Origin of the sequence: Pseudomonas alkylphenolica (assembly GCF_000746525.1) — a bacterium.
GTDB classification, from domain to species: Bacteria; Pseudomonadota; Gammaproteobacteria; order Pseudomonadales; family Pseudomonadaceae; genus Aquipseudomonas; species Aquipseudomonas alkylphenolica.
In genome coordinates, this window is the sequence record NZ_CP009048.1 from 922619 (window position 1) to 937074 (window position 14456).

General features: G+C 63.2%; 14 protein-coding genes. 10 read left to right on the forward strand and 4 right to left on the reverse strand.

Annotated features, from left to right (window positions below):
- Positions 1-44: 44 nt before the first annotated feature.
- Genes PSAKL28_RS04345 through PSAKL28_RS04355 form a run of 3 tightly spaced genes read left to right on the forward strand, consistent with a single transcriptional unit; the run spans position 45 to position 2256 of the window.
- Positions 45-347: a DUF3649 domain-containing protein gene (locus PSAKL28_RS04345; protein ID WP_038607037.1), complete on the forward strand. Its 303-nt coding sequence runs from the start codon at positions 45-47 to the stop codon at positions 345-347.
- Positions 347-1930, forward strand: coding sequence for a PepSY-associated TM helix domain-containing protein (locus tag PSAKL28_RS04350; RefSeq protein WP_038607040.1), 1584 nt, complete (start codon positions 347-349; stop codon positions 1928-1930). Before PSAKL28_RS04345 ends, PSAKL28_RS04350 begins: the two co-directional genes overlap by 1 nt.
- Positions 1930-2256, forward strand: a complete 327-nt coding sequence (locus tag PSAKL28_RS04355; protein WP_038607043.1) for a DUF3325 domain-containing protein — start codon at positions 1930-1932, stop codon at positions 2254-2256. Before PSAKL28_RS04350 ends, PSAKL28_RS04355 begins: the two co-directional genes overlap by 1 nt.
- A gap of 6 nt (positions 2257-2262) precedes the next feature.
- Here the strand turns inward: PSAKL28_RS04355 and PSAKL28_RS04360 are convergent, their stop codons facing one another.
- Positions 2263-3138 carry a helix-turn-helix domain-containing protein gene (locus PSAKL28_RS04360; protein ID WP_038607046.1) on the reverse strand — a complete coding sequence of 292 codons (876 nt, stop codon included), beginning with the start codon at positions 3136-3138 and terminating at the stop codon, positions 2263-2265.
- A gap of 137 nt (positions 3139-3275) precedes the next feature.
- On the opposite strand from PSAKL28_RS04360, the gene PSAKL28_RS04365 reads away from it, so the two are divergent.
- Positions 3276-4178 (forward strand): DMT family transporter, encoded by a 903-nt coding sequence (locus PSAKL28_RS04365; RefSeq protein WP_038607049.1) that lies wholly within the window; start codon positions 3276-3278, stop codon positions 4176-4178.
- Between the two features lie 76 nt (positions 4179-4254).
- Here the strand turns inward: PSAKL28_RS04365 and PSAKL28_RS04370 are convergent, their stop codons facing one another.
- Both PSAKL28_RS04370 and PSAKL28_RS04375 read right to left on the reverse strand, forming a co-directional pair.
- Positions 4255-5226: a 2-hydroxyacid dehydrogenase gene (locus PSAKL28_RS04370; RefSeq protein WP_038607052.1), complete on the reverse strand. Its 972-nt coding sequence runs from the start codon at positions 5224-5226 to the stop codon at positions 4255-4257.
- Between the two features lie 92 nt (positions 5227-5318).
- Complete coding sequence (locus PSAKL28_RS04375) at positions 5319-6266, reverse strand: LysR family transcriptional regulator (protein ID WP_038607055.1); 948 nt, start codon at positions 6264-6266, stop codon at positions 5319-5321.
- 186 nt (positions 6267-6452) lie between these two features.
- Between PSAKL28_RS04375 and PSAKL28_RS04380 the strand changes: the two genes are divergently transcribed.
- From PSAKL28_RS04380 to PSAKL28_RS04395, 4 genes are read left to right on the forward strand one after another with little or no spacing between them, the layout of a single operon-like run.
- Positions 6453-7979 (forward strand): efflux transporter outer membrane subunit, encoded by a 1527-nt coding sequence (locus tag PSAKL28_RS04380; RefSeq protein WP_038607058.1) that lies wholly within the window; start codon positions 6453-6455, stop codon positions 7977-7979.
- Complete coding sequence (locus PSAKL28_RS04385; protein ID WP_038607061.1) at positions 7976-10162, forward strand: FUSC family protein; 2187 nt, start codon at positions 7976-7978, stop codon at positions 10160-10162. Before PSAKL28_RS04380 ends, PSAKL28_RS04385 begins: the two co-directional genes overlap by 4 nt.
- Positions 10152-10352, forward strand: a complete 201-nt coding sequence (locus tag PSAKL28_RS04390; RefSeq protein WP_038607063.1) for a DUF1656 domain-containing protein — start codon at positions 10152-10154, stop codon at positions 10350-10352. Before PSAKL28_RS04385 ends, PSAKL28_RS04390 begins: the two co-directional genes overlap by 11 nt.
- 11 nt (positions 10353-10363) lie before the next feature.
- Positions 10364-11275: an efflux RND transporter periplasmic adaptor subunit gene (locus PSAKL28_RS04395; RefSeq protein ID WP_051939168.1), complete on the forward strand. Its 912-nt coding sequence runs from the start codon at positions 10364-10366 to the stop codon at positions 11273-11275.
- Here the strand turns inward: PSAKL28_RS04395 and PSAKL28_RS04400 are convergent.
- Complete coding sequence (locus tag PSAKL28_RS04400; RefSeq protein ID WP_038616248.1) at positions 11272-11724, reverse strand: universal stress protein; 453 nt, start codon at positions 11722-11724, stop codon at positions 11272-11274. The genes PSAKL28_RS04395 and PSAKL28_RS04400 overlap by 4 nt on opposite strands.
- 158 nt (positions 11725-11882) lie before the next feature.
- Between PSAKL28_RS04400 and PSAKL28_RS04405 the strand changes: the two genes are divergently transcribed.
- Entirely contained in the window at positions 11883-12788 is a 906-nt protein-coding gene (locus tag PSAKL28_RS04405) for a LysR family transcriptional regulator (protein ID WP_038607066.1), read from the forward strand.
- Between the two features lie 111 nt (positions 12789-12899).
- Positions 12900-14438 (forward strand): MFS transporter, encoded by a 1539-nt coding sequence (locus PSAKL28_RS04410; protein ID WP_038607069.1) that lies wholly within the window; start codon positions 12900-12902, stop codon positions 14436-14438.
- Positions 14439-14456: the final 18 nt, after the last annotated feature.

The window sequence follows — 14456 nt, forward strand, 5'->3', positions numbered from 1 at the left end:
TATAAATCATTACTATTGGTGGATCTTCACCAGGAATGGATGCCATGAAAAGCAAAGCCGCCGGGCTGCCCCTCAGCTATCGCCTGGCCGTGACCTCACGTTGCCTGGCCGCCGTATTCGGTGGCTATCTGCTGGCGGCGCTGGCCAGCGTTTGTATCACCCTGCTGGCGCCGATGCCCAAGGCTGAAGCGGTGGTCAGCGGCATGATGCTGTCGTTTCTGTTCTACCTGGTGGCCTTTCTCTGGTGCTTTGCCAGTCGCAGCGCCTGGCAGGCCTGGCTGGGGGTGTTGCTGCCGAGCCTGGTGCTGGGCGCAATCAATGGACTGGCCTACTGGATGAAAAACTGATGAAAGAGGGCTTTCGCCAGGCTATGGCCTGGCTGCACACCTGGACCGGGCTGATCTTCGGCTGGCTGTTGTTTGCGATTTTCCTCACCGGGACCATGTCCTACTTCAAGGAGGAGATCAATCACTGGGCCCAGCCCGAGGTACCGGTTCGACCGCATGATCCGCTGGCCAGCCTGACGCTGGCGCAGAGCTACCTGCAGGAGCACGCGCCCAATGCCGGCAGCTGGTTCATTCGCCTGCCGGAAGCACGCGAGCCGGGCCTGAGTGTCGGCTGGCGGGCAGAGGGGGCCGGGCGCCGTGGTTTCATTGAAAAAAACCTCGACCCTGCCACTGGCGCAGAGGTCCAGGCCCGCGAGACCCGCGGCGGCGATTTTTTCTATCGCTTCCACTTTCAGCTGGAGATGCCTCATCCCTGGGGCCGCTGGCTGTCGACTTTCGCCGCGTTCATCATGCTCCTGGGGCTGGTGACCGGCATCATTACCCACAAGAAGATCTTCAAGGAGTTCTTCACCTTCCGCCCAGGCAAAGGCCAGCGCTCCTGGCTGGATGGCCACAATGCCATCGGTGTGCTGGTGCTGCCGTTTCACTTGATGATCAGCTACAGCAGCCTGGTGATCTTCATGTCGCTGGTGATGCCGGCCAGCATCATTGCCAGCTATGGCGATAACACCCGGGCTTACTTCAATGATCTGTTCGGTGCGTCCGAAGAGGTCAAGGTGGCCGGTGTTGCCGCGCCGTTGCTGCCGCTGCCGGCGCTTTACCAGGCGTTCCAGGAACAGGCGCCGGGCAGCCGCCACGGCTGGATCGAAGTGCAAAACCCGGGTGATCAGAATGCCCGCGTGCGTTTCTCCCGGCATGGCGGTGATGGCATTGCCTATCAGCGTGGTGGTGGCTGGGTGTTCGATGGCGTCAATGGCACGCTGCAAAACGACAGCAAAACCGAAGCTGTCCCGGTGGTGATTGCCGGCGGTATGTACGGCCTGCACATGGGCATGTTCGCCGGCCCCTGGTTGCGCTGGCTGTACTTCTTGTTCGGTGTGGCCGGCACGGCGGTGATCGGTACCGGTCTGGTGCTGTGGCTGGGCAAGCGTCAGCTCAAACACGCCAAGAGCGGCACACAGCCCTTCGAGTTGCGTCTGGTGGAGGTGTTGAACATCGCCAGCATGAGCGGCCTGTTGCTCGGTGTCGCGGCCTTCTTCTGGGCCAATCGCTTGCTGCCGGTGGGTCTGGAAGGCCGTGCCGGGTGGGAAGTGAACAGTTTCTTCCTGCTCTGGGCGCTGTCGGTGGTGCACGCCATGCTGCGACCGGGGCGTCGCGCCTGGGCCGAGCAATTGGGACTGGCTGCGCTGTTGTGGGCCGGCTTGCCGCTGCTCAATCAATTGACCACAGGGCAGGGGTTGATTCATTCGATTACGGTCGGTGACTGGGCCATGGCCGGATTCGACCTGACGGCGCTGGGCTGCGGCCTGTTCTTCGCCTGGGGCGCGCGCAAAATGTGGCGCCCGCCGGTGGTGGTCGCCAAGCGTGCGCCGAAGGCGGCGAAAGCGGCCAGCGCCAACCTGATCGAAAGCGAGGTGAGCTGATGCTGGCCGTTACCCTGTTTGGTTTTGCCGGTTTCGCCTGCCTGTGTCTGGCCATGGAGAAACACTACAAGGACCTGCTCGGCAGCGCGCCCAGCGCGGCGCGTTTGCGCATCCTGCGAATCGCTGGCTGGTTGTTGCAGTTGCTGGCGCTGTCCCTGGCCGTGCATAACAGCGGCTGGGCCATGGGCCTGGTCGAGCTGTTTGCGGTGTTGATGGCGGGCGTTACGCTCTGGGTGTTCCTGCTGCCTTATCAACCACGGCTGTTGCTTGGGCTGCTTGGGCTTAGCCTGGTACTGGGGCCAGTGTTGGTGATGTTGCCCGGTTAGGCTGATCTAGCACCTGAAGGCCGCCCGGTAAGCACCGGGCGTCGCCCCCAACGCCTGGCGAAAGCGGTTGCTGAAGTGGCTGGCGCTGGCAAAGCCGCACTGCAACGCGACTTCGCCCAAAGGCAGTTCGCCAAAGCGCAGTAGTTTACGTGCCGTGGCCAGGCGCCGGGCCAGCAGGTATTGGTGCGGTGGCAGGCCGAAGCTTTCGCGGAACATCCGCGCAAAGTGGTACTCGGACAGGTTGCACAGCGCCGCCAGCTCACCCAGGCTCAACGCCTGGTCCAGATGCCCTTCGATGTACTCGCTCAGTTGCCGGCGCTGGTGCGCGGCCAGCCCGCCTTTGAGACGCAGACCCTGACGCAGGCCGACCTGGTTGAGTACCGCATGGTCGAGAATGTCGTGGGCCAGGGTGCTGGTCAGCAGGCGCTCGCCCGGTTCATCCCAGTTCTGGGCGATCAGTTGGCGAAAGCGGCGCGCTTGCTCGGGGTCGTCGAGGAACGTTGCTTCCTGCAATTGCAGTTCACGCGGTTCGCGGTCGAGCAGGCTGATGCAACCGAGGGCGAACTGCTCCTGGCTGATATACAGGTGCGCCAGGCGGATCGAGCCATTGACCACCCAATGCGACGCCGAACCGGCAGGCATGATGCACAGTTTGTCGGGCGCGCCTTTGTGGCTGGGCTGGTCACGGCGGAAGGTGCCGGTGCCGTCGGCGATGTAGCAGGACAGGGTGTGGTGGGTCGGCGCTTCGTAGTCGCGGGCGTCGTGACGGTTGTTCCACAAGGCTGCTGCCAGGCCGTCACCCAGGTGCGCGCTGTGCTCCAGACGGGCATGGGGTGAGTCGTGCATGGCTTTGAAAACTTGCAGCTGGTCCAACGCGTTCATGTGCGCTACCTCTGGCGGTCATCCTACTCCGCTGCACAACGGCTGACAGCAGCGGGCGCAGCAAAAGCGCAAGAATCTGCAAGCGCACTCAGCCCGCTCGGCCGGAGACTGACGGCCTGGATGCGAGGAGTGCTGCCATGAACCTGTCGTTGTACCTGCTGACCGTATTGATCTGGGGCACCACCTGGATTGCCCTGAAACTGCAACTGGGCGTGGTCGCCATTCCCGTGTCGATTGTCTATCGCTTCGCGCTGGCCGGGCTGATCCTGTTCGCCATTCTGCTGCTCAGCCGCCGCCTGCAGCCGATGAACCGTCGTGGTCATGGCATCTGCCTGGCCCAGGGCTTTTGCCTGTTCTGCGTCAACTTCATGTGCTTTCTGACGGCCAGCCAATGGATCCCCAGCGGGCTGATCGCCGTGGTGTTTTCCACCGCGACCTTGTGGAACGCGCTCAATGCCCGGGTGTTCTTCGGCCAGAAGATCGCCGCCAATGTTCTCGGTGGCGGCGCACTCGGCCTGTGCGGTTTGGGTCTGTTGTTCTGGCCCGAGCTGTCGGGACATGCCGCCAGTCGTGAAACCCTGATCGGGCTGGCCCTGGCCTTGCTCGGCACCTTGTGCTTTTCGGCGGGCAATATGCTCTCCAGCTTGCAGCAAAAGGCCGGCCTGCGGCCTATGACCACCAATGCCTGGGGCATGCTTTATGGTGCCGGGATGCTTGCGGCGTACTGCCTGTTCAGCGGCATTCCTTTCGATATGGAATGGAATACGCGCTACATCGGCTCGCTGCTGTATCTGGTGATTCCGGGCTCGGTGATCGGCTTTACTGCCTACCTGACCCTGGTCGGGCGCATGGGACCGGAGCGTGCGGCGTATTGCACGGTGTTGTTCCCGCTGGTGGCGTTGAATGTATCGGCGTTCTACGAGGGGTATCAGTGGACGGCGCCTGCGCTGTCTGGGCTGGTGCTGGTGATGCTGGGGAATGTGTTGGTGTTCAGGAAGCCCAAGTTCAAGGTTGGCGCTGCTGTTGTTGCTTTGAGGTAGGCCTTTTCGCGGGGCAAGCCCGCTCCCACCGGCATATCACAGTGCCGGTGGGAGCGGGCTTGCCCCGCGATAGGTTTTACTTCCAAACCTGCGGGTTGACCAAATCCCGCGGCCGCTCACCCAGCAGGGCGCTGCGCAGGTTATCGATGGCCCGGTTGGCCATGGCTTCACGGGTTTCGGCGGTGGCCGAACCGACATGCGGCAAGGTCAGGGCGTTGGGCAACTGGAACAGCGGCGATTCGGCCAGCGGCTCCTTCTCATACACGTCCAGCCCGGCACCGCGAATGGTGCCATTGCGCAGGGCCTCCACCAGCGCCGCCTCATCCACCACCGGCCCACGCGATACGTTGATCAGGAAGGCGCTGGGCTTCATCAGTTGCAGTTCACGGCTGCTGATCAAGTGTTTGGTCTGGGCCCCAAGCGGCACCACCAGGCAGACGAAATCGGCTTCAGCCAGCAATTCATCCAGGCTGCGGAACTGGGCGCCGAGTTCCTGCTCCAGCGCGGTCTTGCGCGAGTTGCCGCTATAGATGACCGACATGTTGAAGCCGAAGCGCCCACGGCGGGCAATGGCCGCGCCGATGTTGCCCAGGCCAACGATCCCCAGGGTTTTGCCGTGCACATCGCTACCGAACTGCGCCGGGCCGACGGTGGCTTGCCATTGCCCGGCCTTGGTCCAGGCATCGAGCTCGGCAACGCGGCGGGCGCTGCCCATGAGCAGGGCGAAGCCCAGGTCGGCAGTGCTTTCGGTCAGTACGTCGGGGGTGTTGGTCAGGGCAATGCCACGTGCATTGAAGTAGTTCAGGTCGTAGTTGTCGTAGCCCACCGACACACTCGACACCACTTCCAGTTTACCGGCGTTGGCCAGCTGCGCTTCACCAAGCTTGCGACCCACACCGATCAGGCCGTGGGCATCGGGCAGGGCTTCGTTGAACTGGGCACTGATATCGCCGAGCTTGGGGTTCGGCACGATCACGTTGAAGTCTTGCTGCAGGCGTTCGACCATCGCCGGGGTGATGCGGCTGAAGGCAAGGACAGTCTTTTTCATCGGCTACTTCTCTGCAAGGCGGTGATGGTTGTGTGGCCCTTTCGCGGCGCAAGGCCGCTCCCACTGTAGGAGCGGCCTTGCGCCGCGATGATTCAGTTGGCGATCAGCAGCTCATGAGTCTTCAGGTCTGCCTCATGGGCGGCGAGGATTTCCGGCAACGAGTTGCGCAGGTACTCGACCCAGGTCTTGATCTTGGCATCCAGGTACTGGCGCGACGGATAGATCGCGTACAGGTTCAGCTCCTGCAAACGGTAATCGGGCATCACCCGTACCAGCGAGCCGTCACGCAGCCCGTCGATGGCCGAGTAGATCGGCAATACACCGACGCCCATGCCACTGCGGATCGCAGTCTTCATCGCATCCGCCGAGTTCACCTGGAACGGCGCCTGGGTGATGTTCACCACTTCCTGGCCTTCCGGACCGTCGAACAGCCATTTTTCCAGCGGGATCACCGGGCTGACCATGCGCAGGCAGGAATGGTTGAGCAGGTCGCTGGGCTTGTGCGCGATGCCGTGGCGTTTCACGTAGTCGGGCGAGGCGCAGACGATGCTGTAGGTGATGCCCAGGCGCTGGGACACGAAGCCCGAATCCGGCAGCTCGCTGGCCAGCACGATGGACACGTCGTAGCCCTCGTCGAGCAGGTCCGGCACGCGGTTGGCCATGGTCAGGTCGAAGGTCACGTCCGGGTGGGTTTCGCGGTAGCGGGCGATGGCATCGATGACGAAATGCTGGCCGACGCCGGTCATCGAATGCACCTTCAACTGCCCGGCCGGACGGGCATGCGCGTCGCTGGCCTCGGCCTCGGCTTCCTCGACATAGGTGAGGATCTGTTCGCAACGCATCAAGTAACGTTTGCCGGCCTCGGTCAGGGCAATGCGCCGGGTGGTGCGGTTGAGCAGGCGGGTTTGCAGATGGGCTTCAAGATTGGAGACCGCCCGCGAGACGTTGGCGGTGGTCGTATCCAGGTGCACAGCCGCGGCAGTAAAGCTGCCGACCTGGGCTACGCAACTAAAAGCACGCATGTTTTGCAGGGTGTCCATGGGTCGCTCTCAAAGTAGACGACAAATTGTGACATGAAGTAACCGAGGCGGTCTTCAGACTAAAGCCGGATTATCGCTGTTTTCGTAACAAAGATTCGCAGTAATACACGCTTATCGCCAGTGCGGCGGCCCCCTAGAATTGCGTCTCCAAGCGTCATCCACCTTCTACGTCGGGAATTCGCAGCTGTGCCGCGTCGCATCATCAGAGCGCTGAATGCGCTCAGTGTCTGTGCCCTTAGCTTGACCTTGAGCGGCTGTATCGGAACCTGGGGCATTGCCCCGCAAAGCAAGACGCTGCAAGCCAATACCCTGACCACCGACGAGGCGATCCGCGAGGCCGCCCGTGATGCCCACTGGCCTGACCAGCAGTGGTGGCGCGCCTATGGCGATCCACAACTGGACCGCTGGATCGCCCTGGCAGTCAACGACAGCCCGAGCATGGCCATGGCCGCTGCGCGAGTGCGTGAGGCCAAAGCCATGGCCGGGGTGGTCGAGTCTGCCGAGAAACTGCAGGTCAACGGCGAGTCGACACTCAAGCGCCACAACTGGCCGGAAGACCAGTTCTATGGCCCGGGGGCCTTGTCCGGGGCCAACACCTGGGACAACAACGCCGCCCTCGGCTTCAGTTACGCCCTGGACCTCTGGGGCCGCGAGCGCAATGCCAGCGAACAGGCCGTGGACATGGCCCACATGAGCGCGGCGCAGTTGCGCCAGGCGCAGCTGGAACTGCAGAACAACATCGTCAAGGTGTACATCCAGCTGTCCCTGCATTTCGCCCAGCGCGATATCGTCAAGGCCGAACTCGAACAACAGGAGCAGATCCTGGCCCTGGCCGAACGGCGCCTGGCCGGCGGTATCGGCACCCATTTCGAAGTCAGCCAGGCGCAGACACCGCTGCCGGAAACCCATCGTCAGCTCGATGCGCTGAATGAAGAAATCGCCCTGGCGCGCAACCAGCTGGCGGCGTTGGCCGGTAAAGGCCCGGGCGAGGGCGCGCAGCTGCAACGTCCGCAACTGGCCCTTGGTGCTGCGTTGAAACTGCCGTCGGCGTTGCCTGCCGAGCTGGTCGGCCAGCGTCCGGACGTGGTTGCCAGCCGCTGGCAGGTCGCGGCCCAGGCACGTGGTATCGACGTCGCCCACGCCGGCTTTTTCCCCAACGTCGACCTGGTTGGCGGGCTCGGCTTCATGGCCACCGGCGGTGGTCCGCTGGAGTTTCTGACCGGGCGCAAGTTCAACTACAACGTCGGTCCCGCCATCAGCCTGCCGGTGTTCGACGGCGGCCGCCTGCGCTCGCAACTGGGTGTCGCCTCAGCCGGTTATGACATCGCCGTGGCGCGCTACAACCAGACCGTGGTCGAGGCCCTCAAGGGCATCTCCGATCAGCTGATTCGCCGCGAGTCGATGAACGAGCAGCAGCATTTTGCGGCCGAGTCGGTGGCGTCGGCGCAGAAGACCTACGACATTGCCATGATCGCCTTCCAGCGCGGCCTGACCGATTACCTCAATGTCCTCAACGCCCAGACCTTGCTGTTCCGCCAGCAACAGATCCAGCAGCAGGTCCAGGCCGCGCGCCTGACCGCGCATGCCGAGCTGGTCACTGCCCTGGGTGGCGGCCTCGGTGCTGGCAACGATGTACCGGATGAAGATAAACAACAGGCGCCGAAAACCCCGGCGACCCTGGCCATCTTCGACAAGCCGGACCGTGCCGAATGAGCGCACTGACCCTGCCGTTTCGCTGGTTGGCAAGTCTTGAATGGCGTCGTGGTTTCTTTGAGTGGGCACGCACCGACGGGGTGACCTGGGTCTACATCTTCAAGGTCCTCAGCGCCGCGTTCCTGACCCTGTGGCTGGCCATGCGCCTGGAGTTGCCGCAGCCGCGCACCGCGATGATCACGGTGTTCATCGTCATGCAGCCGCAGAGCGGGCACGTGTTTGCCAAGAGCTTCTGGCGCTTGCTCGGGACCCTGGCCGGCTCGTCGATGATGGTCACCTTGATCGCCCTGTTTCCGCAGAACACCGAACTGTTCCTGCCGAGCCTGGCGATCTGGGTGGGCCTGTGCTCGGCCGGTGCCATGCGCTATCGGACCTTTCAGGCCTACGGTTTCGTGCTGGCCGGTTACACCGCCGCGATGGTCGGACTTCCCGCCCTGGAGCACCCGGACGGCGCGTTCATGGCGGCAGTCTGGCGGGTACTGGAAATCTCCCTGGGGATTCTGGTGTCGACCCTGGTCAGCGCCGCGATCCTGCCGCAGTCGGCCAGTGCGGCGATGCGCAATGCCCTGTACCAGCGCTTCGGGGTGTTCGCCGGTTTTGTCGTCGAAGGCCTGCGTGGCGACAGCCAGCGCGATCGCTTCGAAAGCAGCAACGTACGTTTTGTCGCTGAAGCGGTTGGCCTGGAAAGCCTGCGCAATGTCACTGCTTTCGAAGACCCGCACATGCGCCGACGCAATGGTCGGCTGGGGCGCATGAACAGTGAGTTCATGGCCATCACCACGCGCTTCAACGCCTTGCACCAGTTGCTTGAGCGCCTGCGCCTGCGCGGCCCGTTGCAGATCGTCACGGCGATCGAGCCCGGCCTCAAGGCCTTGACCGAGCTGCTCGATGCCTATGCCGGGCGGGCGCTGACCAGTGCCGATGCCGCGCGTCTGGCCGAGCAACTGACGGCCTACAAGGAAGGCCTGCCGGAACGGGTGCGCAGCCTGCGCGCCGCCTATGTCGAGACCGGGCCGAGCGATGCCGATCTGCTCGATTTTCATACCGCTTACGAATTGCTGTACCGCTTTGTCGATGACCTGCACAACTACGCCCTGACGCACGCCTCGCTGGCCGAGCACAACCATGCCCGTGAGCAGTGGGACGAGCCGTATGTGGCGCAGACCAACTGGATGGTATCGCTGGCGGCAGGGCTGCGTGCTTCGTTCATCCTGCTGGTGCTCGGCAGCTTCTGGATCCTCACGGCCTGGCCGAGCGGGGCGATGATGACCTTGATCGCCGCCGCCACCGTGGGCTTGTCGGCGGCCTCGCCGAACCCCAAGCGGATGTCGTTCCAGATGGCCTGCGGGACCTTGATCGGGGCGTTCATCGGCTTCTTCGAAACCTTCTTCGTGTTCCCCTGGATCGACGGCTTCCCTTTGCTCTGCCTGGTGCTGGCGCCGGTGTTCGTGCTGGGCGCATTCCTGGCGTCGCGGCCAGCGTATGCCGGTGTCGGTCTGGGCCTGCTGATCTTCTTTGCCACCGGTTCCGTGCCGGACAACCTGACGGTCTACAACCCTTACAACTTCATCAACGACTACATCGCCATGGTCATCGGCATGCTGGTATGTGCCGCGGCCGGGGCGATCATCCTGCCGCCGAACAGCCGCTGGTTGTGGAGCCGCCTGGAGCAGGACTTGCGCAGCCAGGTGCTGTTCGCCATCAGCGGCCGCTTGCGTGGCCTGGGATCGGGCTTTGAAAGCCGCACCCGCGACCTGCTGCACCAGGCCTATGGTCTGGCCGCCGGTAAACCTCAGGTACAGAGCAATCTGCTGCGCTGGATGTTCCTGGTGCTGGAGGTCGGGCACGCGATCATCGAGCTGCGCAAAGAGCAGGCGATCCTGCCGGTGCACCCGTGTTATGCCGAATCGCAACCCTGGCGCCAGGCGATCCGGGTCATGGGCCGGGCCCTGGCGCGCTTGTTCCTGCAGCCGAGCGCGAGCAACCACGAGCGCGCCCTGGTCGCCGTGGACCATGCCATCAGCCGCGTGCAGGCCACCGACGAACCCTTTGCCCGGCACTTTGATACCTCGGCCCTGCGCCGGGTGCAGAGCTACCTGCATTTCATCCGTACTTCGCTGCTCGACCCCCAGTCGCCGCTGGCCGCACTGGCCCCGGCCCAAGGACTGCCCCATGCCTCGTGAAATCGCCTTCCATGGCGTCTACATGCCGACCATGACCCTGATGTTCCTGTTCGCCGCCGGGCTTGCCTGGGGCCTGGACCGGTTTATCGCAAGTTATGACGGCTACCGGTTTTTCTGGCACCCGGCGCTGCTGCGCCTGTGCCTGTTTATCTGTTTGTTCGGTTCCATGGCCCTGACTCTCTACCGTTGAGACCCCTGTTGATGAAAAAGTTTTTCAGCCTGATCGCCACCTTGCTCGTGCTGGCTGCTGCCGTGGTGATCGGCCGCCAGCTCTGGGTGCATTACATGAACACGCCCTGGACCCGGGACGGGCGGGTGCGCGCCGATATCATCAACGTCGCCGCCGATGTGCCGGGCTATGTCGTCGATGTGCCGGTGCGCGACAACCAGTTGGTGAAGAAGGGCGATCTGTTGCTGCAGATCGACCCTGAGCATTATGAAGTCGCAGTCAAGCAGGCCCAGGCTCTGGTCGCCTCACGCAAGGCCACCTGGGAAATGCGCAAGGTCAACGCCCACCGGCGTGCGGACATGGACAACCTGGTGATCTCCCGCGAGAACCGCGACGACGCCAGCAACATCGCCAACTCGGCGCTGGCCGACTATCAGCATGCACAGGCGCAGCTGGCGGCGGCTGAGCTGGATCTTAAACGGACCAAAATCCTCGCCACCGTCGATGGCTACGTGACCAACCTCAACGTGCACCGCGGCGACTATGCGCGTACTGGCGAGCCGAAGATGGCAGTGGTCGATAAAGATTCGTTCTGGGTCTATGGCTTCTTCGAGGAGACCAAGCTGCCGCATGTGAAAGTCGGCGACCAGGCTGACCTGCAGATGATGAGCGGTGAAGTGCTCAAGGGCCATGTGGAGAGTATTTCCCGCGGCATCTACGACCGCGACAACCCGCAAAGCCGTGAGCTGATCGCCGACGTCAACCCGACCTTCAACTGGGTGCGCCTGGCCCAGCGGGTGCCGGTGCGGATTCATATCGATGAAGTACCGGAGGGCTTTTTGCTGGCGGCGGGGACGACCTGTACGGTGGTGGTGAAGCCATCGCGGGGCAAGCCCGCTCCCACCGAGCCGGTAGGAGCGGGCTTGCCCCGCGAAGCGCTTTAGGCACTCCGCGAATCCACCAACACCGGGCATTTCACCTGATCGATGACCTTGTTGCTGATGGACGGATCCAGCAAGCGCCCCAGGCGGTTCAGGTGCCGGTGCCCGATGATGATCAACGCGCAATCAAGCCGCTGGGCTTCGCTGACAATCGCCGTCACCGGATCGTTCTGAGCCAGCTTGCCTTCGCTCTCGAATCCCAACGCCCGCAACCGTCGCAACGCCTGTTGTACGGCAGCAACGGCATGGCGCTGCTCGTCAGTGGCGGCCGGAAACTCCTGTTGCTCGTACAGGCTGATCGCTCCGGGGCCATCACTCAGGGAAAACGCACTGTCGACCGCCAGCAGCACATGCAAGCGATGGCGGCCAGTCTGGCAGTACTGGTGCGCAAGCTCCAGCAAACCGTGAGAGGCACTGGAGCCATCGATGGCGATCAAGACGGGACTGAGCATGCACGGCTCCACTGGGGCAGTTTCGAGCCGACTATTGTTGGCCAAGGCCAGGCGCAGATACATGGCCCGGCATGCACTGTGTAGTTGTGTGCAACGCAACCCGGTGCGCTTTGCCGAGCTGTTAACATCAATGTCTTTTACCCCATGGATACCTGGCAATGCAGATTCCGGATATGAACCTGTTGGTCGCCCTCGATGCGTTGCTCGATGAGGGCAGTGTGGTCGGCGCTGCACGGCGCATGAACCTGAGCCCTGCGGCCATGAGCCGGACCCTGGGGCGGATCCGCGAGGCGATTGGCGATCCGATTCTGGTCCGCGCTGGTCGCGGCCTGGTGCCGACCCCCCGGGCGCTGGCCTTGCATGACCAGGTGCGGGCGCTGGTCGAGCAGGCCGGGCTGGTGTTCCGCAGCCGTGAAGAAGTCGACCTGGCCACGCTCGACCGGGCGTTCAACATTCGCACCAATGACCTGTTCATCGCCCTGTATGGCGCGCAGTTGCTGCGCATGATGCACGAACAGGCGCCGCGTACCGTGTTGCGCTTCGTTCCGGAAAGCGGTGGCGATGACGATGCGGTGCTGCGCGACGGGCGCACCGATCTGCTCGTCAGTTCGACCATTGACCTGGGCCCCGAGATCAAGGTGCAGAGTCTGTTCAACACCATCTATGTCGGTCTGGCCCGCCAGGATCACCCGATCTTCGACGCGCCGATCACCCCCGAGCGCTTTGCCGCTTACCCGCAGATCAGCGTGTCGCGTCGTGGCCGCGCCAATGGGCCGATAGACATCGAACTGGGCAACTACAAGGTGCAGCGCCGCGTCGCCCTGATCACCCCGAGTTTTCACTCGGCGATGTTCTCCCTGCCGGACTCCGACCTGCTGCTGCCGATGCCGGCCAATATCCTCTCCAGCGTGACCAAGCTCGGCTTGCCACTGCGCTCGTTCCGCATTCCGTTGCCGATGGAGCGGGTGACGGTGATGCAAGCCTGGCACCCGCGTTTCGACAACGATCCGGCCCACCGCTGGCTGCGCCAGACCCTCAAGGCGTGTTGCAGCGAGAGCGCTTGATTAGCGGAATGCGTTTGCTGCACTAGTAAACTGCCAATATGTCAGTTTTCGTCATCATTGCCGCTTCATAGACTTCTGCCGGTAGTTGTTCACCCCCGGAGATGTCTTTTAATGAGTTCGTTGACTGCGCTGCCCACAGCTGTCGCGCCCAAGCCTGTGGCCAGCCCCGGTGGGAGCGGGCTTGCCCCGCGCATCGTGGTCGGGCTGCTCGGCGTGTTACTGGCGGTACTCTGCGCCGGCCTCAACGAGATGGTCACCAAGGCGTCGCTGGCCGACATCCGTGGCGGCATGTTTATCGGTGCCGATGAAGGTGCCTGGCTGATTGCCGTGTACGCGGCGGCGTCGGTTTCAGCCATGGCCTTTTCGCCGTGGCTGGCCGCGACCTTTTCCCTGCGTCGCTTTACCCTCTGCGCCATCAGCGTCTTCGCCGTGCTCGGGCTGTTGCAACCCTATGCCCCGAACCTCGCCAGCCTGATGCTGCTGCGTACCCTGCAAGGGTTGGCGTCGGGCGCCTTGCCGCCGATGCTGATGAGTGTCGCATTGCGCTTTCTGCCACCGGGGATCAAGGTCTATGGCCTTGCCGGTTATGCCCTGACCGCGACCTTCGGGCCGAACATGGGCACACCGCTGGCAGGCCTGTGGACCGAGTATGTCGGTTGGCAGTGGGCGTTCTGGCAGATCATCCTGCCTTCATTGCTGGCCATGGCCTGCGTGGCCTGGGGCCTGCCTCAGGACCCGCTGCGCCTGGAACGTTTCAAACAGTTCGACTGGCGTGGCCTGTTGCTGGGGTTGCCGGCGATCTGTGCGCTGGTGATCGGCCTGACCCTGGGCGATCGCATGGGCTGGTTCAGCTCGCCGTTGATCTGCTGGCTGCTGGGTGGCGGCCTGGTGTTGCTGGTGCTGTTCCTGCTCAACGAATGGTCCGAGCCGTTGCCGTTCTTCAAGCTGCAGATGCTCAAGACCCGCAACCTGACGCACGCGCTGGTCACCTTGTTTGGTGTGCTGATCGTGCTGACGGCGGCGATCCTCATCCCCTCCAGTTATCTCGCCCAGATCCAGGGTTATCGCCCCGCGCAGACCGCGCCATTGTTGCTGCTGGTGGCCTTGCCGCAGCTACTCGCGCTGCCGTTGACCGCGGCGCTGTGCAATATCCGCGCAGTGGACTGCCGCTGGGTCCTGGCTATCGGCCTGGGCATGCTGGCGTTGTCCTGCGTGCTCGGTAGCCAGCTCACCAGCGTGTGGATTCGCGACAACTTCTACCTGCTGCAGATGCTGCATATCTTCGCTCAACCGATGGCCGTGTTGCCGTTGCTGATGCTCGCCACCGGCGGCATGACCCCGCAGGACGGCCCGTTCGCCTCGGCCTGGTTCAACACCGTCAAGGGCCTGGCCTCGGTGGTTGCTACCGGGGTGTTGGAGGCGCTGACCACCCTGCGCCGGCATTTTCATTCCAACACGCTGGTCGACAACCTGGGCAACTCGCCGCTGGCCGACGGCCAGGTGCCGGGCCTGGCCAAGCGTATTCACGAGCAGGCGCTGGTGCTGGCCTCGGCTGACCTCTACCTGTGCATGGCGGTGCTGGCTGCGGCGCTGATCCTGCTGATTCCTTTTGTACCTACACGAATCTATCCACCGCGCGCGGTGGCTTAGGTTGCTGTTCTGAGAGAA